General features: G+C 67.3%; 21 protein-coding genes. 18 read left to right on the top strand and 3 right to left on the bottom strand.

From position 1 onward, the window contains the following. The first annotated feature begins 40 nt into the window (after nucleotides 1–40). The 9 genes from AC1DEL_RS04525 (at nucleotide 41) to AC1DEL_RS04485 (ending at nucleotide 11135) form a co-directional block, all read left to right on the top strand. A complete protein-coding gene (locus tag AC1DEL_RS04525) occupies nucleotides 41–1642 on the top strand; it encodes a benzoate-CoA ligase family protein (RefSeq protein ID WP_477125297.1) in 1602 nt (533 codons plus the stop codon). Between the two features lie 9 nt (nucleotides 1643–1651). Beyond that, nucleotides 1652–2479, top strand: a complete 828-nt coding sequence (locus AC1DEL_RS04520; RefSeq protein WP_092292902.1) for an alpha/beta fold hydrolase — start codon at nucleotides 1652–1654, stop codon at nucleotides 2477–2479. Between the two features lie 24 nt (nucleotides 2480–2503). Further along, the gene (locus AC1DEL_RS04515) at nucleotides 2504–3718 is read left to right on the top strand and encodes an ABC transporter substrate-binding protein (protein WP_092292904.1); all 1215 of its coding nucleotides are present in this window, start codon (nucleotides 2504–2506) and stop codon (nucleotides 3716–3718) included. Nucleotides 3719–3760: 42 nt separating this feature from the next. After that, on the top strand, nucleotides 3761–4627 hold the full coding sequence (locus tag AC1DEL_RS04510) for a branched-chain amino acid ABC transporter permease (protein WP_092292907.1): 867 nt from the start codon (nucleotides 3761–3763) through the stop codon (nucleotides 4625–4627). 16 nt (nucleotides 4628–4643) lie between these two features. Beyond that, on the top strand, nucleotides 4644–5720 hold the full coding sequence (locus AC1DEL_RS04505; protein ID WP_454756956.1) for a branched-chain amino acid ABC transporter permease: 1077 nt from the start codon (nucleotides 4644–4646) through the stop codon (nucleotides 5718–5720). Continuing rightward, nucleotides 5717–6484 carry an ABC transporter ATP-binding protein gene (locus AC1DEL_RS04500; protein WP_477125296.1) on the top strand — a complete coding sequence of 256 codons (768 nt, stop codon included), beginning with the start codon at nucleotides 5717–5719 and terminating at the stop codon, nucleotides 6482–6484. The genes AC1DEL_RS04505 and AC1DEL_RS04500 overlap by 4 nt, the downstream gene beginning before the upstream one ends. Continuing rightward, a complete protein-coding gene (locus tag AC1DEL_RS04495; protein ID WP_441591149.1) occupies nucleotides 6481–7203 on the top strand; it encodes a branched-chain amino acid ABC transporter ATP-binding protein in 723 nt (240 codons plus the stop codon). The genes AC1DEL_RS04500 and AC1DEL_RS04495 overlap by 4 nt, the downstream gene beginning before the upstream one ends. 347 nt (nucleotides 7204–7550) lie before the next feature. Beyond that, on the top strand, nucleotides 7551–9449 hold the full coding sequence (locus tag AC1DEL_RS04490) for a potassium transporter Kup (RefSeq protein WP_092292915.1): 1899 nt from the start codon (nucleotides 7551–7553) through the stop codon (nucleotides 9447–9449). Nucleotides 9450–9542: 93 nt separating this feature from the next. Continuing rightward, on the top strand, nucleotides 9543–11135 hold the full coding sequence (locus AC1DEL_RS04485; RefSeq protein ID WP_441591148.1) for a hypothetical protein: 1593 nt from the start codon (nucleotides 9543–9545) through the stop codon (nucleotides 11133–11135). Between the two features lie 57 nt (nucleotides 11136–11192). Here AC1DEL_RS04485 and AC1DEL_RS04480 read toward each other — a convergent pair whose 3' ends face one another. Next, nucleotides 11193–13571: a Tex family protein gene (locus AC1DEL_RS04480; RefSeq protein ID WP_092292919.1), complete on the bottom strand. Its 2379-nt coding sequence runs from the start codon at nucleotides 13569–13571 to the stop codon at nucleotides 11193–11195. Nucleotides 13572–13816: 245 nt separating this feature from the next. Between AC1DEL_RS04480 and AC1DEL_RS04475 the strand changes: the two genes are divergently transcribed. The 3 genes from AC1DEL_RS04475 to AC1DEL_RS04465 are packed head-to-tail and all read left to right on the top strand — an operon-like array spanning nucleotide 13817 to nucleotide 17059. Beyond that, on the top strand, nucleotides 13817–14536 hold the full coding sequence (locus AC1DEL_RS04475) for a hypothetical protein (protein WP_092292921.1): 720 nt from the start codon (nucleotides 13817–13819) through the stop codon (nucleotides 14534–14536). 57 nt (nucleotides 14537–14593) lie between these two features. Next, nucleotides 14594–14797 (top strand): DUF465 domain-containing protein, encoded by a 204-nt coding sequence (locus AC1DEL_RS04470; protein WP_092292923.1) that lies wholly within the window; start codon nucleotides 14594–14596, stop codon nucleotides 14795–14797. Between the two features lie 48 nt (nucleotides 14798–14845). After that, a complete protein-coding gene (locus AC1DEL_RS04465; RefSeq protein WP_477125295.1) occupies nucleotides 14846–17059 on the top strand; it encodes an ATP-dependent DNA helicase in 2214 nt (737 codons plus the stop codon). Between the two features lie 54 nt (nucleotides 17060–17113). Here the strand turns inward: AC1DEL_RS04465 and AC1DEL_RS04460 are convergent, their stop codons facing one another. Beyond that, nucleotides 17114–17944, bottom strand: a complete 831-nt coding sequence (locus AC1DEL_RS04460; RefSeq protein WP_092292926.1) for an outer membrane protein assembly factor BamD — start codon at nucleotides 17942–17944, stop codon at nucleotides 17114–17116. A 17-nt stretch (nucleotides 17945–17961) separates the two neighbouring features. Between AC1DEL_RS04460 and AC1DEL_RS04455 the strand changes: the two genes are divergently transcribed. Together AC1DEL_RS04455 and pgeF are read left to right on the top strand one after the other, a co-directional pair. Next, entirely contained in the window at nucleotides 17962–19188 is a 1227-nt protein-coding gene (locus AC1DEL_RS04455) for an RluA family pseudouridine synthase (RefSeq protein ID WP_477125294.1), read from the top strand. Beyond that, nucleotides 19178–19978, top strand: a complete 801-nt coding sequence (gene pgeF, locus AC1DEL_RS04450; protein ID WP_477125310.1) for a peptidoglycan editing factor PgeF — start codon at nucleotides 19178–19180, stop codon at nucleotides 19976–19978. The genes AC1DEL_RS04455 and pgeF overlap by 11 nt, the downstream gene beginning before the upstream one ends. Here the strand turns inward: pgeF and AC1DEL_RS04445 are convergent. Continuing rightward, nucleotides 19967–20206: a hypothetical protein gene (locus AC1DEL_RS04445; protein WP_441591147.1), complete on the bottom strand. Its 240-nt coding sequence runs from the start codon at nucleotides 20204–20206 to the stop codon at nucleotides 19967–19969. The two genes, pgeF and AC1DEL_RS04445, sit on opposite strands and share 12 nt — an antisense overlap. Nucleotides 20207–20584: 378 nt before the next feature. On the opposite strand from AC1DEL_RS04445, the gene phaC reads away from it, so the two are divergent. From phaC to phaR, 4 genes are all read left to right on the top strand, one after another. Further along, nucleotides 20585–22474 carry a class I poly(R)-hydroxyalkanoic acid synthase gene (gene phaC / locus AC1DEL_RS04440; RefSeq protein ID WP_477125293.1) on the top strand — a complete coding sequence of 630 codons (1890 nt, stop codon included), beginning with the start codon at nucleotides 20585–20587 and terminating at the stop codon, nucleotides 22472–22474. An 83-nt stretch (nucleotides 22475–22557) separates the two neighbouring features. After that, nucleotides 22558–23739, top strand: a complete 1182-nt coding sequence (locus tag AC1DEL_RS04435; RefSeq protein WP_092292934.1) for an acetyl-CoA C-acetyltransferase — start codon at nucleotides 22558–22560, stop codon at nucleotides 23737–23739. Between the two features lie 138 nt (nucleotides 23740–23877). After that, nucleotides 23878–24618 (top strand): 3-ketoacyl-ACP reductase, encoded by a 741-nt coding sequence (locus AC1DEL_RS04430; RefSeq protein WP_092292936.1) that lies wholly within the window; start codon nucleotides 23878–23880, stop codon nucleotides 24616–24618. 331 nt (nucleotides 24619–24949) lie between these two features. After that, nucleotides 24950–25501: a polyhydroxyalkanoate synthesis repressor PhaR gene (gene phaR, locus AC1DEL_RS04425; RefSeq protein ID WP_092292938.1), complete on the top strand. Its 552-nt coding sequence runs from the start codon at nucleotides 24950–24952 to the stop codon at nucleotides 25499–25501. The last annotated feature ends 70 nt before the right edge of the window (nucleotides 25502–25571 follow it).

Raw genomic sequence — 25571 nt, 5'->3', positions numbered from 1 at the left:
CCCGTCGAGCCATCGCCGGGGCGGCCAGAGGAGTGGAGACATGACGCCCCCGACCCCCAGCGCCGCGACGGTCGTCGCCGCGCTGCCCGCCCGTTACAACGCGGCCGATGACCTGTTGTCGCGCCACCTCGCCGCTGGCCGTGGCGCCAAGGTGGCCTATATCGACGATACCGGCCCGACCACCTTTGCCGAACTCGACGCGCGCTGCCGCCGCTTTGCCGGCGCGCTGCGCCAGGCGGGCTTCCGGCGCGAGGAGCGCGTGCTGCTCTGCGCGCTCGACACCATCGATTTCCCGACTGTGTTCCTCGGCTGCCTGCTGGCCGGCGTGGTGCCGGTGGCGGTGAACACGCTGCTGACCGTGGACGACTACGCCTACATGCTCGACCACAGCGGCGCGCGGGCGGTGGTGGTGTCCGCGCCGCTGCTCGGCACGATGCAGGCGGCCATCGACAAGGCGGGCATCCACGTCGATGTGATCGTTGCTGCACCTTATGTCGAGAGCACCGGCTTGCCGACCGTGGCCGCCATGCTGGATAGCGCGCCGCCGCTGACGGAAGCCCTCGCCACCGGCCCGGACGACATGGCGTTCTGGCTCTATTCCTCCGGCTCCACGGGCCGCCCGAAGGGCACGGTGCACACGCACGGCAACCTGTTCCACACCGCCGACCTCTACGCGCGGCAGGTGCTCGGCCTGCGCGAGGACGACGTGGTCTTCTCGGCCGCCAAGCTGTTCTTCGCCTACGGGCTGGGCAATGCGCTGACGTTTCCGCTGTCGGTGGGCGCCACGACCGTGCTGATGGCCGAGCGGCCGACGCCGCAGGCGGTGTTCCAGCGGCTGACCACGCACCGTCCCACGGTCTTCTGCGGCGTGCCGACGCTGTTCGCGGGCCTGCTCGCCGCGCCGGACCTGCCGCCGCGCGATGCCGTGGCGCTGCGCGTCTGCACCTCCGCCGGGGAGGCGCTGCCGCGTGACATCGGCGACCGCTTCCTGGCCCACTTCGGCTGCGACATCCTCGACGGCATCGGCTCCACCGAGATGCTCCACATCTTCCTGTCGAACCAGCCCGGCAGGGTCCGCTACGGCACCACCGGCCTGCCGGTGCCCGGCTACGAACTGAAGCTGCTCGACGAGCGCGGCGAGCCCTGCGCGGCGGGCGAAATCGGCGACCTCTATATAAAAGGGCCCTCGGCGGCGCTGATGTACTGGTGCAATCGCGAAAAGAGCCGCGACACCTTCGTCGGCGCTTGGACCCGCAGCGGCGACAAGTACCTGCGCGATGAAGCGGGCTACTACACCTACGCCGGCCGCAGCGACGACATGCTCAAGGTCGGCGGCATCTACGTCTCGCCGTTCGAGGTGGAGGCGGCGCTGGCCCAGCATCCGGCCGTGCTGGAAGCCGCCGTGATCGGCGTGGCCGATGCCGCCGAGCTGGTCAAGCCGAAGGCGTTCGTGGTGATGCGCCCCGGCCACCAGTGGCACGACGGCATGGCGGCCGAGCTGCAGGCCTTCGTCAAGTCGCGGCTGGCGCCCTACAAATATCCGCGCCAGATCGAGTGCGTGGACGAGTTGCCCAAGACCGCCACGGGCAAGATCCAGCGATTCCGGCTGCGCCAGCGCGAAGACGCCGCGCGGCACGCCTGAGGGGCTGCCATGGAGACTACCGTGGACACCGCGCTGGTCAAGGTGCCGTTCGACGGCCGCACACTCGACATCGAATACCAGTGGATAGCCGCGCGCCGGAAGCATCGGCCGCTCGTGGTCTTCCTGCATGAGGGCCTCGGCTCAGTCAGCATGTGGCGCGATTTTCCGCGCAAGCTGTGCGAGGCGGGCGATTTTCGCGGGCTGGTTTTCTCGCGCTACGGCTACGGCCGTTCCACACCGCGCCCGCCGGAGGAGCAGTGGGGCGTGGATTTCATGCACCGCCAGGCGCGCGAGGCGCTGCCGGCCCTGTTCGATGCCCTGGAGATCGGCCCCGGACGCCGCCACGGCAAGCCCTGGCTGCTGGGCCACAGCGACGGCGGCTCCATCGCCCTGATCCACGCGGCCAGCTTCCCGGACGATGTGGATGGCCTGACCGTGCTCGCCCCCCACATCATGGTGGAAGACATTTCGGTGCACAGCATCGCCGCCACACGCGAGACCTACCTCCACACCGACCTGCGCGCCCGGCTGGCGCGCCACCACGCCCACGTGGATTCCGCCTTCTGGGGCTGGAACGATATCTGGCTCAACGCTGATTTCCGCCACTGGGACCTGCGCCCGATGCTCGACCATATCCGCTGCCCGGTGCTGGCCGTGCAGGGCGAGGACGACGAGTACGGGACCATGGCGCAGATCGAGGGTATCCATCGATATGCCCCGCAGACCGTGCTGCTTAAACTCGCGCGCTGTGGACACTCGCCCCATCGCGACCAGGCGGGGGCGTTGACGGCGGCCTCGGCGGCGTTTATAACGGCACATACTTCAACCTTAAAATAATTCGACCCCGGGGAGGAAGCACCCATGCAACGCACCGCATTGCGCAGGCCGCTGTTTACATCGCTCGTCACCTCGATTTCCGCCACGCTGCTGGTCGCCGGGGGCAGCGCGCTGGCGCAGTCAGCCCAGCCGGCACAGCCGGCCCCGGGCGGCAAGATCAAGGTGGGCTTCATGCTCCCGTACACCGGCACCTACGCGGCGCTGGGCTCGGCCATCGAGAACGGGTTCCGCATGTACGTGCAGCAGCAGGGCGGCAAGCTGGGCGGGCGCGACATCGAATATTTCAAGGTGGATGACGAATCGGACCCGGCCAAGGCCCCCGAAAACGCCACCAAGCTGATCAAGCGGGATCAGGTCGACGTGGTGGTGGGCACGGTGCATTCGGGCGTGCAGATGGGCATCGTCAAGGTGGCCAAGGAAAACAACACGCTGCTGATCATTCCGAACGCCGGCGCCGACGAGGCCACCGGGCCGCTGTGCGGGGCCAATATCTTCCGCTCCTCGTTCTCGAACTGGCAGCCCGGCTACGCCATGGGGCAGGTGCTGGCCGAGCGCGGCATGAAGAAGGTGGTGACGCTGACGTGGAAGTACGCGGCGGGCGAGCAGTCCGTGAAGGGCTTCAAGGAAGCCTTCGAGGCCAAGGGCGGCAAGGTCGTGAAGGAGTTGAGCCTGCCGTTCCCGAACGTGGAGTTCCAGGCGCTGATCACCGAGGTGGCCTCGCTCAAGCCGGACGCCGTGTTCGTGTTCTTCGCCGGCGGGGGCGCGGTCAAGTTCGTCAAGGACTGGCAGGCGGCCGGGCTCAAGGACAAGATTCCGCTGTACGGCTCCGGCTTCCTGACCGATGGCACGCTGGAGGCCCAGGGCACGGCGGCACAGGGGCTGGAAACCACGCTGCACTATGCCGATGGCCTGACCAACGCCCGCGACAAGACCTTCCGCACCGACTACGCCAAGACCTACAAGCTCCAGCCGGATGTGTACGCGGTGCAGGGCTACGACGCCGCGCAGCTGCTGGCCGCCGGCGCCAATGCCGTGAAGGGCGATATGTCGCGCAAGCCGGACGTCATCAAGGCCATGGAAGCCGCCAAGGTCGACAGCCCGCGCGGCGTGTTCACGCTCTCCAAGGCCCACAACCCGGTGCAGGACTTCTACCTGCGCAAGGTGGACGGCCGCGAGAACAAGGTCAGCGGCGTGGCGGTGAAGGCCCTGGCCGACCCGGCACGCGGCTGCCGCCTGTAAGGCGCCGGCGCACCGCCGGCGTGAATCGAGACTGGCCCCAGCATGGACATCGTTTCCTTCCTCATCCAGTGCCTGAACAGCGTGCAGTACGGGCTGCTGCTGTTCCTGGTCGCCAGCGGGCTGACGCTGATCTTCGGCATCATGGGCGTGATCAACCTCGCCCATGGCAGCTTCTACATGCTGGGCGCCTACCTGGCGTTCACGCTGGCCAGTCTCACCGGCAACCTGTTTATCGCGCTGCCGCTCGGCATCGTGCTGGCCGTGGCGTTCGGCTACGTGCTCGAATGGGCGTTCTTCAGCTACCTCTACCAGCGCGACCACCTGCAGCAGGTGCTGATGACCTACGGCCTGATCCTCGTGTTCGAGGAGCTGCGCAGCATCCTGGTAGGCGATGACGTGCACGGCGTGACGATTCCCGGCCTGCTCGACGGCGCGCTGCCGATCGGCAACGACATGACCTATCCGGTCTACCGGCTGTTCATCTCGGCCGTCTGCCTGCTGGTGGCGGGGGCGATGTACTGGGTCATCCGCCGCACCCGGCTGGGCATGATGATCCGCGCCGGGGCCACCAACCGCGAGATGGTGCAGTCGCTCGGCATCAACGTGAACGTGCTGTACCGGCTGGTGTTTGCGCTGGGCGTGGCGCTGGCGGTGCTGGCGGGGATGATTGCCGCGCCGGTGTCGTCGGTCTACCCGGGCATGGGCGGGCAGGTGCTGATTGTCTGCTTCGTGGTGGTGGTGATTGGCGGGATCGGGTCGGTCAAGGGGGCGCTCGTGGCCTCGCTGCTGCTCGGCTTCGTCGATACCTTCGGCAAGGTGTTCTGGCAGGACGCCGCCGGCGTGCTGATCTACGTCTTGATGGCCTTGATCCTGCTGTGGAAGCCCCAGGGGCTGTTCCGGGCCGGCTGACCGGCGTGCTCCATCGATGAAACCGACTCTCTCCGCTCCCCCGCTGCAAGACGTGCGCCGGCCGCCCTGGCTGGCGGCGCTGGGCTGGCTCGTGGCGCTGGCCGTGCTGGCCGTGGCACCGCTGCTGCTGACCGCCGACAGCCACAAGTTCTATATCGAGCTGCTGAGCAAGGTGATGATCATGGCGATCTTCGCGCTCTCGCTCCAGCTGCTGATTGGCTACACCGGGCTGGTGAGCCTGGGCCATGCCGCCTACTTCGCCGTGGCGGCCTATGCCACGGCCATGCTCGCGCCCGAGGGCGGGGCCGGCAACGGCTGGCTGCTGCTGCTGGGCGCGCTGGGCGCTGCGGGGGCGCTGGCGCTGGTGGTGGGGGCGCTGGTGCTGCGTACGCGCGGCGTGTACTTCATCATGGTTACGCTGGCCTTCGCCCAGATGGTCTATTTCGTGTTCCACGATACGAAGATCGCCGGCGGCAGCGATGGCACCTATATCTACTTCCGGCCCGAATTCAGCCTGCTGCGGGACCGGCCGCTGACCGTCAACGACCCGGTGAACTTCTACTGGCTGGTGCTGGTGGCGCTGGTGCTGACGGTGGTGGCGCTGGCGGTGCTGCTGCGCTCGCGCTTCGGCCACGCGCTGGTCGGCATCCGTCATAACGAGCAGCGCATGCGGGCGGCCGGCTATGCCACCTATCGCTACCAGCTCGGCGCGTTCGTGGCCGGTGGCGTGTTCGCGGGGCTGGCGGGCTATCTCTACGCCATCCAGTTCGGCTTCGTGAACCCGGAAATCGCCTCGTGGCACCAGTCGGGCAATGCCATGCTGATGGTGATCCTGGGCGGCGTGGGCAGCCTGGCCGGCGCGGTGCTGGGCGCGTTCTCGTTCGTGCTGCTGGCCGAATGGTTCAGCACGCTGACCAAGCACTGGCAACTGCTGATGGGCGGCTTCATCATCGTGGCCGTGGCGTTGCTGCCGCGCGGGCTGGTCAGCGTGCCGGCGGTGCTGCGCCAGCGTTCGCCGCGCCGGCGCGGCAATGGTGGGGCGGCAGGCGAGGCCGCTGCTGACAGCCACGCGCGCAGCCGGGAGGCCGTATGACGGAAGCCATCCCCGTGTTGCAGGCCGAAGGGCTGACGCGCCGCTTCGGCGGGCTGACCGCCGTGGACAGCGTGAACCTGACGCTGCGCCTGCACGAGATCCACGCGGTCATCGGCACCAACGGCGCCGGCAAATCCACCCTGATCAACATGCTGTCCGGCGAACTGCCGCCGTCCACCGGCCGCCTGCGGCTGCAGGGCGAGGACGTGACCGGCTGGAGCCAGCCCCGGCTGGCGCGGCAGGGCATCGGCCGCAGCTACCAGCGCAACAACATCTTCCTGCCGCTGACCGTGCGCGAGAACTGCCGGCTGGCGGCGCAATCGCGCGCGCAGCGGGCCTGGCGGCTGTGGGAGCCGGCGCAGGCCTGCCGCACCAGCCGCGCGCTGGCCGACGAAGCCATGGAGCGCGCCGGCCTGGCCGCGCACGCCGGGCGTCTCGCCAGCGAACTCGCCCACGGCCAGAAGCGCCAGCTCGAAGTGGCGATGTGCCTGGCCACGCAGCCCGTGGCGCTGCTGCTGGACGAGCCGCTGGCCGGCATGGGCGCCGAAGAATCCGCGCGGATGCTGGACCTGCTGCGCGGCCTGCGCGACGGCCACGCGATCCTGCTGGTCGAGCACGATATGGAGGCGGTCTTCGCCGTAGCCGACCGCATCACGGTGATGGTCGACGGCGCGGTCATCGCCACCGGCGATCCGGCCGCGATCCGGGCCAACGAGGCGGTGCAGCTGGCCTACCTCGGGGAAGAAGAAGGGGCCCACGCATGAGCGCGGCATCGCCGGACATCATCGACGCCATCGGCGTGAACGCCTGGTACGGCTCCAGCCATGTGCTGCGCGGGGTGGACTTCCACGTCGGCGCAGGCGAGACCGTGGGCCTGCTGGGCCGCAACGGCATGGGCAAGAGCACGCTGCTGCGGACCCTGCTGGGCCATGTGCGCCAGCGGGAGGGCGATATCCGCGTGGCGGGCCGGGATGTGTCCCGCGCCCAGCCGCACGAGGTGGCGCGGCTCGGCATCGCCTACGTCCCCGAAGGGCGTGGCATTTTTCCGAATCTGTCGGTCCGGGAAAATTTGTTGATGGCGGCGCGGGCGGGTTGCCATGGCCGCAAGGACTGGGACGAGGCGCGCGTGCTGGACCTGTTCCCCCGGCTCAAGGAGCGGCTGTCCCATGGCGGGCAGCAGTTGTCGGGCGGGGAGCAGCAGATGCTGTCCATCGGCAGGGCGCTGATGACCAACCCGGACTGTCTGGTGCTCGACGAAGCCACCGAGGGTCTGGCGCCGAAAATCGTGCGGGAGATCTGGCACGTGATCGAGACGGTGCGGGCCACCGGCATCGCCTCGGTGGTGGTGGACCGCAACTACCGCGCCGTGCTGGCCCATGCGGACCGCGTGGTGGTGCTGGAGAAGGGGCAGGTGGTACTGGCCGGCCCCGCCGCCGATCTGGCCGCCGCGCCGGCTGCGCTCGACCGCTACCTCGGCGTTTGAACCGTCCTGCATCAAGTAACGTATCGATCTCTTTTGTGGTCGTGCCGCAACGGTGGTGCGCGGTGCGGCGCACCCTTCGGGGGCCAATCCGCCCGAATCCGCCTTGACCCGCCGCCGCTTCTTTCCCATCCTTGATCGGTCACCGAGCCCGCGATGGGCATCTTCCACAGTGGTCGTATTAGTTCACTTCATCTAGAATGCGCCCGTTTGTGCAATGCAATAGAGGCCACTAAGCCCCCGAGCGGCCGGAGCCGCTTGCGTGAGAGAACCCGTGCCCAGAACGTCACATTGTCTGGGGTGCCATCCATGGCCGGGGAGGCGCAAGCCGGTCCACCAGACCCAAATCCATGACTCAATCCGCAACCAGTCACTATTTCGTCGAGAGTCCGAGTACCCGGGCCCTCGTCATCGCCGCTATCGGCGTCGTCTTCGGCGACATCGGCACCAGCCCGCTCTACGCCCTCAAGGAGTGCTTCAGCAAGGAGCACGGCATTCCGTTCACGCCGGACGCCGCGCTAGGCATCATCTCGCTGCTGTTCTGGGCGATGATCATCGTGGTGTCGCTGAAGTACGTGGTCTTCGTGATGCGTGCGGACAACGATGGCGAAGGCGGCGTGCTGGCGCTGATGGCGCTGGTGCTACGCACCGCCACGCCGCGCTCGCGCAAGGCCCGCATGCTGATGATGATGGGCATCTTCGGCGCGTGCATGTTCTACGGGGATGCGGTCATCACGCCGGCCATCTCGGTGCTCTCGGCGGTGGAGGGCCTGGAGATCGCCGCGCCGCAGCTATCGCACTTCGTGATCCCGATCACGCTGGTGATCCTGACCATCCTGTTCCTGATCCAGCGGCACGGCACCGCCACCGTGGGCAAGTTCTTCGGCCCGATCATGACGATCTGGTTCATCACGCTCGGCGCGCTGGGTATCTACAACCTGATCCAGGCGCCCGGCATCCTGGCGGCGGTGAACCCGCTCTATGGCGTCAATTTCCTGATCGACCACTCGCTGCAGGCGTTCATCGTGCTGGGCGCGGTGTTCCTGGTGCTGACCGGGGCGGAGGCGCTCTACGTGGATATGGGCCACTTCGGCGCGCGGCCGATCCGCATCGGCTGGTTCATCCTGGTCATGCCGTGCCTGATGCTGAACTACTTCGGCCAGGGCGCGATGCTGCTCCAGAACCCGGCCGCCGCCGTCAACCCGTTCTACCTGATGGTGCCGGAGCCGCTGCTGATTCCGATGGTGCTGCTCTCGACCTGCGCCACCGTGATTGCCTCGCAGGCGGTGATCTCCGGCGCGTTCTCGCTGACCAGCCAGGCGATCCAGCTCGGCTTCGTGCCGCGCATGCGCATCCGCTACACCTCGGCGGCCGAGATCGGCCAGATCTACCTGCCGGTGATCAACTGGATCCTGCTGGTGCTGGTGATTGCCGTGGTGATCTCGTTCAAGAAATCGGAAAACCTGGCCGCGGCCTACGGCATTGCCGTGACCACGACGATGCTGATCACCTCGTTCCTGGCCGCCTTCATGATGCGCAGCGTCTGGAAGTGGAACCCGGTGCTGGTGGCCCTGCTGGCCGGTGGCTTCCTGCTGGTGGACCTGACCTTCTTCGCGGCCAACCTGCTCAAGGTGGCCGAGGGCGGCTGGTTCCCGCTGCTGATGGGCAGCGTGGCGTTTTTCCTGCTGATGACGTGGTACAGCGGCCGCAAGCTGCTGCGCGCGCGCAGCCTGGAGGACGGCATTCCGCTGGAGCCGTTCATCGCCGGCCTGCTGGCGCACCCGCCGCACCGCGTGGAGGGCACGGCCGTGTTCCTGACCGGCAATACCGAGTCGGTGCCGGTGTCCCTGCTGCACAACCTCAAGCACAACCGGGTGCTGCACGAGCGCGTGGTGTTCCTGAGCTTTGTCACGCGGGACATCCCGTTCGTGGATGACGACCATCGCCTGACCTGCAAGGATCTCGGCGGCGGCGTGTTCATCCTCAAGTCCGAATACGGCTTCAAGGAGACCCCGGACGTGCAGCGCGTGCTGGACCTCGCGCAGCGCAAGCTGGGCATGTCCTTCGAGCTGATGGAGACGTCGTTCTTCATCGCCCGCGAGTCGGTCATTCCGTCCAAACTGCCGGGTATGTCGATGTGGCGGGAAAGTCTCTTCGCGTGGATGCATCAGAACGGCGCCAAGCCGTCTGACTTCTTCTCGATCCCGGCGAACCGGGTGGTGGAGTTGGGGACCAAGGTCGAAATCTGACCGCTCCGGGGCGGCGCTTCGCCTATACATGAGAACCCGGCCAGCGGAGTAGGGCCCGCTGGCCGGGTTTCTTTTTGCCCCCGGGAGCCTCTCATGTTCAGATTCTGCACGGTACGCAGCTGGCGCCGGATGGCGGTCGCCATCGGCCTGATGACGGGCGTCGGCCAGTTCGCCAGCGCGGGCACGCCAGTGCCCAACCCCTTCCTGGCCGCCCCCACCTACGCCATCACCCATTTCGATTCGTCCCAGAGCGACACCTTCCCCTATGCGGTGACCGGCGGCTCGCGCACCGTGGCGCCACCGCCGCCGTTGCAGCTTTCCCAGGCGACGAACGGGCCGGTCAACATCATGACCTTCGCGTCGACATCGCCCAACTACATGTGGGGCGTGTCGCCGACGGGCGTGACCTATATCTCGGTGGCCAACGACGCCTTCACGCCCGTGGCGCGGGCGCTCCTGCCGGGCGCGACGGCCACGTTGCAGACCACCTTGCTCGGCCTGCTGACCAATCCGATCGGCACCATCGCCCAGGCCCAGGCCATCGTGGCGCAGTTGCTGCCCACCGGCGGCATTCCTAGCGCCTACGGCGTGGTGGACAACAACAACGTCCTCTATATCAATAGCGGCAACCAGATCCTGGCCCTCGCGCTGAACGTGCCGGCCGTGCCCCTGCTGGGGATCAGCGTGGTGCGGTCGCTGAACGCCACCACCTTCCTCCAGCCCGGCGAGAACCTGGCCGGCGTGGTGATGACCTATGACGGCAAGCTGGTGGTGCTGGGCACGCGGTCCGTGTCGATTGTCGACCGGTCGTTCACGGGGCCGGTGCATACGGTCACGCTCGGCGCGGACGAGAGCGTCAGCAATTCCGCCGCCGTCGACGAGAACAATGGGATTTATGTCGTTTCCGACAAGATCTTGAGAAAACTCGTCTGGACCGGCAGCGCGCTGTCCCAGAACGCGGCGGACGGCGCGTGGAGCAGCGCCTATCCCAGCGGCGACACCTTCCCGACCATCTTCGGCTCAGGCTCGGGCAGCACGCCGACCCTGATGGGCTTCGGCACCGATCCCGACAAACTCGTGGTCATCACCGACGGCCTCACACGCATGAGCCTGCTGGCGTTCTGGCGCGACCAGATTCCCGCCGGCTTCACCAACCGCCTGGCGGGGCAGATCCAGGTGAATTGCGGCTTGCCGGCCGGGTACGCCATCCAGACCGACCAGTCGGTCGCGGTGAACGGTTATGGCGCCTTCGTCGTCAACAACGTGTCTGCGGCGGACGGCAGTACCGGAAGCGGGACGAGTGCGATTGTGGATGGACTGATCCGGGGGCCGCTGCTGCCGTCGCCGATTGGCGTCGAGCGCTTCGCGTGGAACCCGCTGACCCATGCGTGGGCCTCGAGCTGGGCGCGCAGCGACATTTCGTCGAACTCGATGGTGCCCGCCATCAGCGCGGGCTCGAACCTCGTGTTCACGAACGGCTACTACCAGAACGGCTGGGGATGGGTGGTGACGGGGCTGGACTGGAATACCGGCGCCACCGTGCACCAGACCATCCTCGGAACCGGGATCTGGGGCAACGGCTTCTACGCGGTGATGCAGTTCCTGCCGGATGGCGACCTGCTGTTCAACAGCATCATCGGACCCACGCGGGTCCAGCAGCCCAGCGGGATCATCAATCCGCTGTGAGGGGGTGGGGTGGGGCGGGGCGGCCGGCCCGGTGTGTGGGGTGGCCGCCCGGGTGGATCAGCGCTTGAGCTTGGCGAAGGCTGCCGCCATGGCGCCGGCCACTTCGGGTTCGCGCTTGCCGCCGCCGAACCCCTTGCCGCCACCACCGCCACCGCCATGGCCACCGTGGCGCTGGCCGCCGCGGTGATCGCTCCGTTCGCCACCGGCGCGGGGCGCGGCCTGGCCCGGCTCGTCGTCCATACGCATGGTCAGGCCGATGCGGTTGCGCTTGACGTCCACCTCCATCACCTTGACCTTGACGATCTGGCCGGCCTTGACCACCTCGTGCGCGTCTTTCACGAATTTGGTGGAAAGCGCCGAGATGTGGACCAGCCCATCCTGGTGCACGCCGATGTCCACGAAGGCGCCGAAGGCGGCCACGTTGGTCACCACGCCTTCGAGCACCATGCCCGGCTGGAGGTGCTTGATGTCCTCCACGCCGTCCTGGAACGTCGCGGTCTTGAACTCGGGACGCGGGTCGCGGCCCGGCTTCTCGAGTTCGGTCAGGATGTCGCGCACCGTCGGCAGGCCGAAGGTCTCGTCGGTGAACTGCTGGGCGGTCACGCCGCGCAGCGCGTCGCGGTTGCCCATCACGTCGGGCAGGCCCTTCTTGATGTGATCCAGAATGCGCTGCACCACCGGATACGCCTCCGGGTGGACCGACGAGCGGTCCAGCGGGTTGTCGCCCGTGTTGATGCGCAGGAAGCCGGCGGCCTGCTCGAACGTCTTGTCGCCCAGGCGCGGCACCTTCTTGAGCGCATCGCGGTTCGGGAACGCGCCGTTGGCATCGCGGAATTCGACGATATTGCGCGCCAGCACCGTGTTCAGGCCCGACACGCGGGCCAGCAGCGGGGCCGAGGCGGTGTTCACGTCCACGCCCACGGCGTTCACGCAGTCTTCCACCACGGCGTCCAGCGCGCGTGCCAGCTCGCGCTGGTTCACATCGTGCTGGTACTGGCCCACGCCAATCGACTTCGGATCGATCTTCACGAGTTCGGCCAGCGGGTCCTGCAGGCGGCGGGCGATCGACACCGCGCCGCGCAGCGACACGTCAAGCTCCGGGAATTCCTTGGCGGCCAGCTCGGAAGCTGAGTAGACCGAGGCGCCGGCCTCGCTGACCACGATCTTGGTCAGCTTCAGTTCCGGGGCGCGCTTCATCAGGTCCTGCACCAGCTTGTCGGTCTCGCGGCTGGCCGTGCCGTTGCCGATGGAGGCCAGCGCCACGTTGTGCTGTTTCGCTAGGCGGGCCAGCGTGGCCAGCGAGCCTTCCCAGTCGCGGCGGGGCTCGTGCGGGTAGATCGTGGCGGTGTCCAGCAGCTTGCCGGTATGGTCGACCACGGCGATCTTGCAGCCGGTGCGGATGCCCGGGTCGATGCCCATCACCGACTTCGGGCCGGCCGGCGCGGCCAGCAGCAGCTCATGCAGATTGCGGCCGAAGATCTTGATGGCCTCGTTCTCGGCGGTTTCGCGGAGCTGCGTCAGCAGTTCGGTCTCGATATGCGGCTGTACCTTCACGCGCCAGCACCAGCGGCACACGTCGCCCAGCCACTTGTCGGCCGGACGGTTCCGGTTCTCGATGCCCACATGGCGCGCGATCATGCCTTCGCACGGGTGCGGCACCATCGCGTCCTGTTCCTCGCCCAGGCCCAGCTTCACCATCAGCACGCCCGCGTTGCGGCCGCGGAACAGCGCCAGCGCCCGGTGCGACGGCACGGTGCGGATGGTCTCGCTATAGGCGTAGTAATCGCGGAATTTCTCCTCCTCGGCGCCTTCCTTGCCTTCCATCACCGTGGAGGCGACCACGCCGTGGTTCCACAGGTGCTCGCGCAGCTTGCCTAGCAATTCAGCGGTTTCGCCGAACTGTTCGGAGAGGATGTCGCGCGCGCCGTCCAGCGCGGCCTTGACGTCGGGCACGCCGCCGTCGGCGGTGGGGTTGCCGTTGACGAACTTGGCGGCTTCGGCCTGCGGGTCCAGCGTGGGGTCGGCCAGCAGCGCCTGGGCCAGCGGCTCCAGGCCGCATTCGCGGGCGATCTGGGCGCGCGTGCGGCGCTTGGGCTTGTACGGCAGGTACAGGTCTTCCAGCGTCTGCTTGGTGTCGGCGGCCTCGATGGCGGCGCGCAACGCGTCGGTCATCTTGCCCTGTTCCTCGATCGACGCCAGGATCGTCGCGCGGCGGTCCTCCATGTCGCGCAGGTACAGCAGGCGCTCCTCGAGGTTACGCAGCTGCGTATCGTCCAGGTTGTCAGTCACTTCCTTGCGGTAGCGGGCGATGAACGGCACGGTGGCGCCTTCGTCCAGCAGCGCGACGGCTGCCGCCACCTGGCGCGGTTGCACGGACAGTTCTGCCGCGATGAGCGACACAATCTTTTGCGAGACGGAAGCAGGCAAGTTGGACATCGGGAAACTAGTCGGTCGAAAGCGGGGCATTTTGCCACAAGCGCACGGTGCTGCCGGTGACGGGAAGACGGCTTTTCACGTGCCTGTTCCGCGACACCGCGCCCGGGCGGGCCACCCAACCCCGCGCCAGCCCCGTGCCAGCCTCCCCCGGACCCCACCCCGGGCCCACCCCGGCCCCGGATCGGACACATGTTGCAACGTTTGCCGGTGGGGCTGACAAGGCCCCCGGATGCTAGAATTCGGCCATGATCGTCAAGCCCCGTTCGGCCGCCGTGGCCCATCTCGTCTCCACCCCCGTCCTTGCCGCAATGTGCGCCGCCCTGTTGCTGGCCGCACCGGCTCTGGCGCAGACCAAGAATCCGCCCCCGCGCGACTTCGAGGCCGAGCGCAAGGCGATTGGCGACTCCCGCGCGTGGACCAATTACCGCTTTGCGGAGGCCGAGCGCGCCTGCTACGGCAAGTTCCTCGTGAACAGCTGCATCGACAAGGCCAAGGACGTGCAGCGCGATGAACTCCACGTGCTGCGCGCCAAGGAGCTGGAAGTGGGCGACGCCGAACGTGCCTGGAAGGCCGCCGAGCGCGACCGCGAACAGGCGCTGCGCCAGGCCGAGTACGAGGCCGGCCAGCCGGGCCGCGCCGCCAACGAGGCCGCCAGCCGTGCCTCCTACGACCGCAAGCAGCAGGAACAGGCGCTGCGCGACGCCCAGCAGGGCGCCGACGCGCCCCAGCGCGCCGCCAACGCCGAAAAGTACAACCAGAAGCAGTCCGACTTCGACGCCAAGATGAACGAGGCGAAGCAGAAGGGCGCCGACCAGGCCCGCCAGCGACAGGAAAACACGCGGGCGTACCAGCAGAAGCAGGCGGACGCCGCCCAGCGCCAGAAGGACCTGGACGAGCGCCGCGCCAATGCCGAGGAAAAGAAAAAGCAGGGCCAGGGTTCTACCCCGAGCCCGTTCGGGTTCTGACCGGCGTGACAGCCCAGGCTGTCGGCGCAGGCCGGACGATCCACGGGGAGCCGCTACATGGATGAGAATCTCAACACACTGGCGCGGCAGATCATCGAACTGCAAATCGAGCATCGCGATCTCGATTTCCTGATCGATCACCTGTCCGAGGACGCCGCCCACGACGAACTGCAGCTGCGCCGGCTCAAGAAGCGCCGGCTCAAGCTCAAGGACGCCATCACGCTGTTGCAGCTTCAGCTCGAGCCGGACGTACCGGCCTGAATTCCCGCAGGCGCCCCCCGCGCGCCACGCCTTTGCAGAAAACTCATTTTGTCTGAACCGACCGACGACGCGCTTCCCGAATCCGCCGAAACGCCATCCCCTGAAGCGCTGCCGCAGGACGACCACACCTCGCTGAACGAGGCGGTGGCCGCCGCATCGGCCAACCAGGCGGCTACGCAGGCGGCGCAGCTGGCGACGATCTTCGCCGATACCGGCACGCTGGCCACCGGCATTCCCGGCTACCGGCCGCGCGCGTCGCAGCAGAAGATGGCCGAGGCCGTGGCGGGTGCCATCGCCCAGAACGACTCGGTGATCGTCGAGGCGGGCACGGGCACAGGCAAGACTTTCGCCTACCTCGTCCCGGCCATGCTGTGGGGCGGCAAGGTGATCCTGTCCACGGGCACCAAGAACCTCCAGGACCAGCTGTACCTGCGCGACATTCCCACGGTGCGCAAGGCGTTGAACGTGCCGATCTCGGTCTCGCTGCTCAAGGGGCGCGCCAACTACCTGTGCCACTACCACCTCGAGCGCGCGCAGGCCAACGGCCGGCTGGCGTCGAAGCAGGACGCGGCGTGGCTGCGGGATATCGCCCGCTTCGCCAAGACCACGACCTCGGGCGACAAGGCCGAACTGGCTGCCGTGCCCGAAAACGCGCCGGTCTGGCAACTCGTGACCTCCACGCGCGACAATTGCCTGGGCAGCGAGTGCCCACAGTACAAGGAATGCTTCGTGATGCGCGCCCGCAAGGAGGCGCAGCAGGCCGACGTGGTGGTGGTGAACCATCACCTGTTCTTTGCCGATGTGGTGCTGCGCGACACCGGCATGGCCGAATTGCTACCCGCCGCCAACACGGTGATCTTCGACGAAGCCCACCAGTTGCCGGAAACCGCGACGCTGTTCTTCGGCGAGACGCTCTCCACCAGCCAGTTGCTGGAACTGGCGCGCGATACCGTGGCGGAAGGGCTCTCCCATGCACGCGATGCCGTGGACTGGGTGGCGCTGGGCGGCCCGCTGGAGCGAGCGGCGCGTGACCTGCGGCTGGCCTTCGGCAGAGACAATTTGCGGCTGGCGCTGGGCCAGATCGAATCCGATCCGCGCACGCGCGAGCCGTTCTTCGAGACCCTCGACGCGCTGGACAGTGCGCTGTCCGATTTCGTCGAAGCACTAGAGAGCCAGGCCGAACGCGCGGAGTCGCTCGAACAATGCCACCGCCGGGCGGTGGAACTGGCCCAGCGGCTGGCCGCCTGGCGCGACGACCGAGTGGCGCCCGCTCCGGCCCCGGCTGCGCCGGCGGAAGATGAGGGCGATGGCGGGAGCGAAAGCACGCCGCCGCCCGCGCCGGTGTCCCTGGGCCCGGAAACCGTGCGCTGGGTCGAGGTGTTCTCGCATACCGTGCAACTGCATCGCACGCCGCTGTCCATCGCGCCGATCTTCACGCGCCAGCGCGAGGGCCAACCGCGCGCCTGGGTCTTTACCTCGGCCACGCTGTCCGTGAAGGGCAACTTCACCCACTACGCGGCCCAGCTCGGGCTGGACAAGGAGCGGTCGCTGACGCTGCCGAGCCCGTTCGACTACGCGAAGCAGGGCCTGCTCTACGTGCCGCGCAACATGCCGGCGCCGCAGTCGCCCCAGTTCACCGAAGCGGTGGTCCACGAGGCCCTGCCGCTGATCGAGGCCGCGGGCGGCCGCACCTTCCTGCTCTGTACCACGCTGCGCGCGGTGCAGAAGGCATCGGACATGCTGTACGAGCTGTTTGCCGAGCGCGGGCTCAACCTGCCGCTGCTGGTGCAGGGGCAGGCGAGCCGGACCGAACTGCTGGATCGCTTCCGGCAACTCGGCAACGCGGTGCTGGTCGGCAGCCAGAGCTTCTGGGAGGGGGTGGATGTACGCGGCGAGGCGCTGTCGCTGGTCATCATCGACAAGCTGCCGTTCGCCCCGCCCGACGACCCGGTGCTGGCCGCCCGGATGGAGGTCCTGCAGAAGAAGGGCCTGAGCCCGTTTGCCGTGCACCAGTTGCCGCACGCGGTTATCACGCTGAAGCAGGGTGCGGGGCGGCTGATCCGTTCCGAGTCCGACCGGGGCGTGCTGGCGATCTGCGATACCCGGCTCGTGGAGAAGCCCTACGGCCGCCAGATCTGGCAGAGCCTGCCGCCGTTCACGCGCACGCGGGAGGCGGACACCGTCATCCGCTTCCTGGAGGGTCTGCGCAAGACCGAGCCGGCGCCGGCGGACGAGCCGGCAGACGAGCCAGCGGACGAATAAGCGCCAAAAAAAAGCCCGACGATTCGTCGGGCTTTTTTTACCTGCGGGCGAGGCTCAGAACACTTCCCACCAGGACTTGTCTTTCCGGCGCGAGCCGTACTTGACGAAGTCGCTGTTCGGATAGTTGCGCTCCATCACGCGGGCCGCGTCGTCGCGCAGATCCTTCATGCCGAGCGAATCGTACGAGCGGACCATGATGTACAGCGCTTCCTCGTTGGCCGGCGCGCCATCGTAGTCCTTCAGCGCCTGCTGGGCCCGGTTCACGGCCGCCAGGTAGGCGCCACGGCGATAGTAATAGCGGGCGGCATGCACTTCATGCTGGGCCAGCGCGTTGACGATGTACTGCATCCGCAGCGTCGCGTCCGGCGCGTACTTGCTGTCCGGGTAGCGCGTGATCAGGATCTGGAAAGCGTCGTAGGCGGCACGCGCGGCCTTGGGATCGCGCTCGCTCAGGTCCTGGCCGGAGAAGCGGCCCAGCCAGCCAAGGTTGTCGTTGAAGTTGATCAGGCCCTTGAGGTAGTAGGCGTAATCGATGTTGGGATGGCTCGGGTGGAGCTGGATGAAGCGGTCGACGGCGGCCAGCGCGGCGGCGGTCTCGCCATCCTTGTAGTTGGCGAACGCGGTGTCGATCTGCGCCTGCTGGGCGTAGCGGCCGAACGGGTAGCGGCCTTCCAGCTTTTCATAGAGCTTGACGGCACGTGTATAGTCGCCGCCATCCAGCGCATCCTTGGCTTCCGAATATAATTTGTTCGCCGACCAGCCGGCCGTTTCGTCGGGTTGGTCGCCAAGCAGGCCGCATGCAGACAGCATGAGGCAGCCGCCTGCGAGCAAAATCGCTCCAACTCTCGCGCGCCAGTTCGCGCGTTTCATGCTCTGCAATTGCATTGGGCAACCTGTTCCGGATGAAAAATAGCGTCAAGCATTATAGCCCAAGCCCTAAGGCCGAAAACGGTCCGGCGAACGATTCCCCGGCGGATGTCGATTCCCCGCTGGACACCGATGATTTCAACGACGATCTCGGCGATGTCAGCGAAGACGGCGGCGCGGTGATGACCACGCCGGCCACCGCGCCGGACCAGCCGCCTTTGTACCTTGAAGTGGATAGTGCTGCACATGGCGAGCGGTTGGACAAGCTGCTCGCGCGGCATTTCAGCGAATTCTCCCGTAGCCGCATCCAGCAATGGATCGAGGAAGGCGCCGTGCGGGTGGATGGCGAGCCGAGCCGCGCCAAGGCATCGGTCCAGATGGGCCAGCAGATCGAGATCCAGCCGCAGGTCGCGCCCGAGTCGCTCGCCTTCACGGCCGAGGACGTGCCGCTGGACGTGGTCTTCGAGGACGCCACGCTACTCGTCATCAACAAGCAGGCCGGGCTGGTCGTGCATCCGGCCGCCGGCAACTGGAGCGGCACGGTGCTAAACGGCCTGCTGCACCGCGACCCGGCCGCGGGGCGGCTGCCGCGCGCCGGCATCGTGCATCGGCTGGACAAGGAAACCTCGGGCCTGATGGTCGTCGCCCGTACGCTTACCGCGCAGACCGACCTCGTGCGCCAGTTGGCCGCCCGGACCGTCAAGCGCACCTACCTCGCGCTGGTCTGGGGCGAGACGCCGGACGAGGGCACCATCGACGCCCCCATCGCCCGTGACCCGCGCGAGCGCACGCGCATGGCCATCGTCCATACGAATAGCGGCAAGCCGTCGCGTACGCACTTCAAGACGCTGGGCACGGTGCCGCTGGGCCGCGGCAAGGTGTCGATGGTGATGTGCCAGCTCGAAACCGGCCGCACGCACCAGATTCGCGTGCATTTCGAGTCGATCGGCCATCCGCTCGTGGGCGACCCGGTCTACCACAAGGCCACCAAGCGCGGCCAGCGCCCGGCCATCCGCGTGACGCTGCCGGTGCCGTTCGCGCGCCAGGCGCTGCATGCGTGCAAGCTGGGACTGGTGCATCCGGAGAGCGGGCGCAAGGTGTCGTGGGAGGTTGAGCCGCCCGAGGACATGCTGGACCTGATCGAGGCGCTCGACTTTGAAGGCTACGCCGCGCAGCCGGTCGAGGACGACGATGACGACTTCGACGACGATGACGACCATGACGTCGAGATCATCTACGTAAGGGATGACGATGACGCTTGAGCGGCAACCCGGCTGGATCGTGCCGGACTGGCCGGCGCCGGCCCGCGTGCGGGCGCTGTCCACGACCCGGCAGGGTGGCGTGAGCGTCGGCCCCTACGGGCTGGCCGATGGCAGCCCGGGCGGGCTCAATCTCGGTACGCATGTGGGGGACGACCCGTCCGCCGTGGCGGAGAACCGTGCCCGGCTGGCGGCGCATCTGCCTGCCATGCCGCGCTGGCTCGAGCAGGTGCATGGCTGCGCCGTGGCGACCGCCGACGGGGTGGAAGACGGGGAGGGCGGTGTGCCGCGTGCCGACGCCAGCATCGCCACCACTCCCGGCCACGTCTGCGCGATCATGACGGCGGACTGCCTGCCGGTGTTGCTGTGCGATGCGGCGGGTACGGTGGTCGGTGCCGCCCATGCCGGCTGGCGCGGGCTCTGCGACGGCGTGATCGAGGCCACCCTGGCGCGCATGGCCGCGCAGGCCGGCCCCGGTTCGGAATGGCTGGCGTGGCTGGGCCCGGCCATCGGCCCATCGGCATTCGAAGTGGGCGCCGAGGTTCGGGAAGCGTTCCTGGCCCAGGCCCGCGAAGCGGAGCGGCCGGCCGTCGAGGCGGCGTTCCGCCCCGGCGCGCCGGGCAAGTACTGGGCCGATCTGTACGCGCTGGCGCGTACGCGGCTGGCGCGCGCCGGCTGCACGCGGGTCTACGGCGGCGATGCCTGCACCGTGGCCGACGCCGCGCGCTTCTACTCCTACCGCCGCGACCGCACCACGGGTCGCATGGCCACGCTGGTCTGGCTAGCGGCCTGACCCTTCCGTTTCCTCGACGGGCTTCGGCCCGGCTTGCCCGGCCGCCTGTTCGGCCGCCTCGCGCGCCTGGCGCCTGCGCCGCCGGCCGGGCGTTCCCATGATGTAGATGATGATCGATACCGGCGCCACGCCGTAGCACAGGAACGTGGCGACCCCGGCCACGAGGTTCGTCTCGGTAATCGACATCATCAGGGCCACGTAGATCCAGCCGATTGCGACGATATACATCAGGCGTTCATCTCTATCTGTTAAAAGTACGGTGGCGTCACGTGGCAGCCGGAAATGGTCCTCGGACTGCCCGCGAACCCGCGTCAGGCTTACCGTCCGGTAGGTCGGGGATGCGTTTCCCGCACGCGCGTTCGCAATGCGGAATTCCGCATTGACAGCGTCTACATTGCAAGGCAACAATGCCTTCAAATGTATCGGAACCGAGGAAGTTCTCCAGGGTTTCGCCGGCAAGCATAGCGTATGACCTGGCGCCGCCAATGCGGCGTCCCGGTCTGGGTGACCAGATCATCCAGAGGCGCAACCCGGAATCGGGGCGGGTCGGGAGACAGTTACCCCGAGCCCGTCTACCCATCACGACGGCAGAGAGACGAATACATCATGGCGACCGGCAAAGGTGCGGCAGCTTCCAGCGCGGAAGACAAGTCCCAACCGTTTCAGTTTGCGCCGGGGCCATTCGATCCAGCTGCATGGCTGGAATGGTCCCGTCAGTGGGCTCCTGAAATCAACGGCAAGCTGCCGCCCGGTTTTCCGTCAGGCATGCCGAACGGCGTGCCCGGCGCGTTCCCGGGCTTTCCCGGCGGCGATGCATTTGCCAAGGCGTTCCAGGGTGCATTCCAGGGCCCGGCAGGCGCCGGCCTGAAGATCCCGCCGAGGTTGCTGGCTCAGATCCAGGAACGCTACCTGAAAGACTTCTCCGAACTCTGGCGTGAAATGGGCGCGGCTGCCGTGCCGAACGGCGCAGCCGGTGGCAACAGCAACGGGGATGCCGAGGCCGCCAGTCAGCGGCTGTCCGATCGCCGCTTCGCCAGCGCGGCCTGGCGCAACAACGCGCCGTACCGCTACGCCGCCGCGTTTTACCTGCTGACCGCCCGCACGATGACCGAGCTGGCCGACGCCGTGGAGGCCGACGCCAAGACCCGCCAGCGCATCCGCTTCGCGGTGTCGCAGTGGGTGGACGCGATGTCGCCCGCCAACTTCCTCGCCACCAACCCGGACGCCCAGCAGCGCCTGATCGAATCGGGCGGCGAATCGCTGCGCACCGGCATGCGCAACATGCTCGGGGACCTGACCCGGGGCAAGATCTCCCAGACCGACGACACCGCCTTCGAGGTGGGCCGCAACGTGGCCGTGACCGAGGGCGCGGTGGTCTATGAGAACGAATATTTCCAGCTGCTCCAGTACAAGCCGCTGACCGACAAGGTCCACGCCCGGCCGCTGCTGCTGGTGCCGCCGTGCATCAACAAGTTCTACATCCTCGACCTGCAGCCCGAAAGCTCGCTGGTCCGCTACGTGGTGGAGCAGGGCCACACGGTCTTCCTGGTGTCGTGGCGCAACCCCGATGCGTCGATGGCCGAGCGCACCTGGGACGACTACATCGAGCACGCGGCCATCCGCGCGATCGAGGTGGCACGGGACATCAGCGGGCAGGACAAGATCAACGTGCTCGGCTTCTGCGTGGGCGGTACCATCGTCGCCACGGCATTGGCCGTGCTGGCCGCGCGCGGCGAGCGCCCGGTGGCCAGCCTGACGCTGCTGACCGCGCTGCTCGACTTCACCGACACCGGCATCCTGGACGTATTCGTCGACGAACCGCACGTGCAACTGCGCGAGGCCACCATCGGCGGCGCTGCCGGGGCCCCGTGCGCGCTGCTGCGCGGCGTGGAGCTGGCCAACACGTTCTCGTTCCTGCGGCCGAACGATCTGGTCTGGAACTACGTGGTCGACAACTACCTCAAGGGCAACACGCCGGTACCGTTCGACCTGCTGTTCTGGAACGGTGATGCGACCAACCTGCCCGGCCCGTGGTACTGCTGGTACCTGCGCCATATGTATCTGCAGGACGAACTGAAGGTGCCCGGCAAGCTGAGCGTCTGCAACGCGCCGCTGGACCTGGGCGATATCGACGTGCCGACCTATATCTATGGCTCGCGCGAGGACCACATCGTGCCGTGGACGTCTGCCTTCGCTTCCACCGGCCTGCTGAAGAACAAGCTGCGCTTCGTGCTTGGCGCGTCCGGCCATATCGCCGGCGTGATCAACCCGCCGGCCAAGAAGAAGCGCAGCCACTGGATCAACGAGGCGCTGCCCGGCTCGGCCCAGGAATGGCTGGCCGGCGCCGAGGAAAAGCCCGGCAGCTGGTGGCCGGACTGGATGGCGTGGCTCGGCAAGCAGGCCGGCGCCAAGCGCGCCGCGCCGGCCGACTATGGCAACGCCCATTACCGGGCCATCGAACCCGCACCGGGCCGCTACGTCAAGCAGCGCGCCTGAACGTTTTCCGCCGGGGCCGGTTCCGTGGGACCGGCCCGGGGTTTCGTACCGATTGGCTTCACGCTATCTCGAAAGGACTTCAAATGACCGACATCGTCATCGTTTCCGCAGCCCGCACCGCAGTTGGCAAGTTTGGCGGCTCGCTGGCCAAGATCCCGGCACCGGAGCTGGGCGCCCTCGTCATCAAGGCCGCGCTCGAGCGCGCCGGCGTGAAGCCGGACCAGGTGAGCGAAGTCATCATGGGCCAGGTGCTGACGGCTGCCGCCGGCCAGAACCCGGCGCGCCAGGCCTCGCGCAAGGCCGGCCTGCCGGACATGGTGCCGGCCATGACCATCAACAAGGTGTGCGGCTCCGGCCTGAAGGCCGTGATGCTGGCCGCCAACGCCATCATCGCCGGCGAGGCGGAGATCGTCGTGGCCGGCGGCATGGAAAACATGAGCGCCGCGCCGCACGTGCTACCGGGCTCGCGCGACGGCTTCCGCATGGGCGATACCAAGCTGGTCGACTCGATGATCGTCGACGGCCTGTGGGACGTGTACAACCAGTACCACATGGGCATCACGGCCGAGAACGTCGCCAAGGAGTACGGCATCACGCGCGAGGCGCAGGACGAGTTCGCCGTGGGCTCCCAGAACAAGGCCGAGGCCGCCCAGAAGGCCGGCCGGTTCGACGAGGAAATCGTGCCGGTGCTGATTCCGCAGCGAAAGGGTGACCCGGTGGCGTTCAAGACCGACGAATTCGTGCGCCAGGGCGCCACGCTGGACAGCCTGTCCGGCCTGAAGCCCGCCTTCGACAAGGCCGGCACGGTGACCGCCGCCAACGCCTCTGGCCTCAACGACGGCGCCGCCGCCGTGGTGGTGATGTCGGCCGCCAAGGCCAAGGAGCTGGGCCTGACCCCGCTGGCCACCATCAAGGCCTACGCCAACGCCGGCGTGGACCCGGCCGTGATGGGCATGGGCCCGGTGCCGGCCAGCAAGCGCTGCCTGTCGCGCGCCGGCTGGGAAGTCAAGGACCTGGACCTGATGGAAATCAACGAAGCCTTCGCCGCGCAGGCGCTGGCCGTGCACCAGCAGATGGGCTGGGACCAGTCGAAGATCAACGTCAACGGCGGCGCCATCGCCATCGGCCATCCGATCGGCGCGTCCGGCTGCCGCATCCTGGTGACGCTGCTGCACGAAATGAAGCGCCGCGACGCCAAGAAGGGCCTGGCCTCGCTGTGCATCGGCGGCGGCATGGGCGTGGCACTGGCCGTGGAACGGAACTAAGTCAGACCGATCTGGCCGAAAACGAGTATTTGAGTTGCACTGAGGGGTAGCCGGCGGCAGGAGACATGGTTTTGGCCGTCGGCGTCTATAACAGAGATCGGTGCCCTTGCATCGATCAGCGAGCCAACAGGAGTGGATATGACTCAGCGCATTGCATATGTGACCGGCGGCATGGGCGGCATCGGAACCGCCATTTGCCAGCGCCTGGCCCGTGACGGCTACAAGGTGGTGGCGGGCTGCGGCCCGAATTCGCCGCGCCGCGAGAAGTGGCTCGAACAGCAGCGCGCGCTCGGCTTCGAGTTCGTGGCGTCCGAGGGCAACGTGGCCGACTGGGATTCGACCAGGACCGCCTTCGACAAGGTCAAGGCCGATGTCGGCGAGGTGGACGTGCTGGTCAACAATGCCGGCATCACCCGCGACGTGGTGTTCCGCAAGATGACGCGTGCCGACTGGGACGCGGTGATCGACACCAACCTGACGTCGCTGTTCAACGTGACCAAGCAGGTCATCGACGGCATGGCGGACCGCGGCTGGGGCCGCATCGTCAATATCTCGTCGGTGAACGGGCAGAAGGGCCAGTTCGGTCAGACCAACTACTCGACGGCCAAGGCCGGCCTGCACGGCTTCACCATGGCGCTGGCGCAGGAAGTGGCCACCAAGGGCGTGACGGTCAACACGGTGTCGCCGGGCTATATCGCCACGGACATGGTCAAGTCCATCCGCCAGGATGTGCTGGACAAGATCGTGGCGACGATTCCGGTCAAGCGCCTGGGTCTGCCGGAGGAAATCGCGTCGATCTGCGCGTGGCTGGCTTCGGACGAATCGGGCTTCTCCACGGGCGCCGACTTCTCGCTCAACGGCGGCCTGCACATGGGCTGACCGACCGCTGGCTGCGCGGCGCGCCGCCGGCCTGCTGCGGCGCACCGAGCGCGCTGCAGCAGGCCGGAAGCGTGCCACGGCGCACCTCGGAAAACGGGCCGCCTGGCTGCCAGGACGGCCCGTTTTGCATACGATGCTGCGGGTTTTCCTTAATCGGGGTGGCTTTTCTTAGTGCTTTCTTGAGCATAGAATCAGGTCAGCGGCGCCCCCGGCACCAAACTAGAGCGCGGCGCGGGCGCCCCCAATTGCGCAGTGCATCGCATGCGGTGCAGCAGCGCGCAGCAGCAGATGCGCACCCCCTGCATCAGCGACGACAAAGGATAGAGCACCGATGGCCACGACCAAAAAAGGCGCAGAGCGACTGATCAAGAAATACCCGAATCGCCGGCTCTACGACACGCAGACCAGCACCTACATTACGCTCGCGGACGTCAAGCAGCTGGTCATGGATTCCGAGGAATTCAAGGTCGTGGACGCCAAGTCCGGCGATGAACTGACGCGCAGCATCCTGCTGCAGATCATCCTGGAAGAGGAAACCGGCGGCGTGCCGATGTTCTCGAGCCCCATGCTGTCGCAGATCATCCGCTTCTACGGCCATGCCATGCAGGGCATGATGGGCACCTACCTGGAAAAGAACATCCAGGCGTTCATCGACATCCAGAACAAGCTGGCCGAGAACTCGAAGGGCCTCTACTCGGGCGAAGCGTTCAGCCCGGACATGTGGTCGCAGTTCATGAACATGCAGGGCCCGATGATGCAAGGGATGATGAGCAACTACATCGAGCAGAGCAAGAATCTGTTCGTGCAGATGCAGGAACAGATGCAGAGCCAGGCCAAGAACATGTTCGGCACGTTCCCGTTCAACCAGCAGGAAAAGAAGTAAGCCACCGCGAGACACCTGAGCCGGCACCGTCGGCCATCCGGATTCCCCCCATCGCCGCGCGCGCCTGGAA

The organism is Cupriavidus sp. 10L43_2, assembly GCF_056395265.1.
Note: the sequence above shows the minus strand (reverse complement) of the source record. Positions and strands in the feature narration are given on the sequence as shown.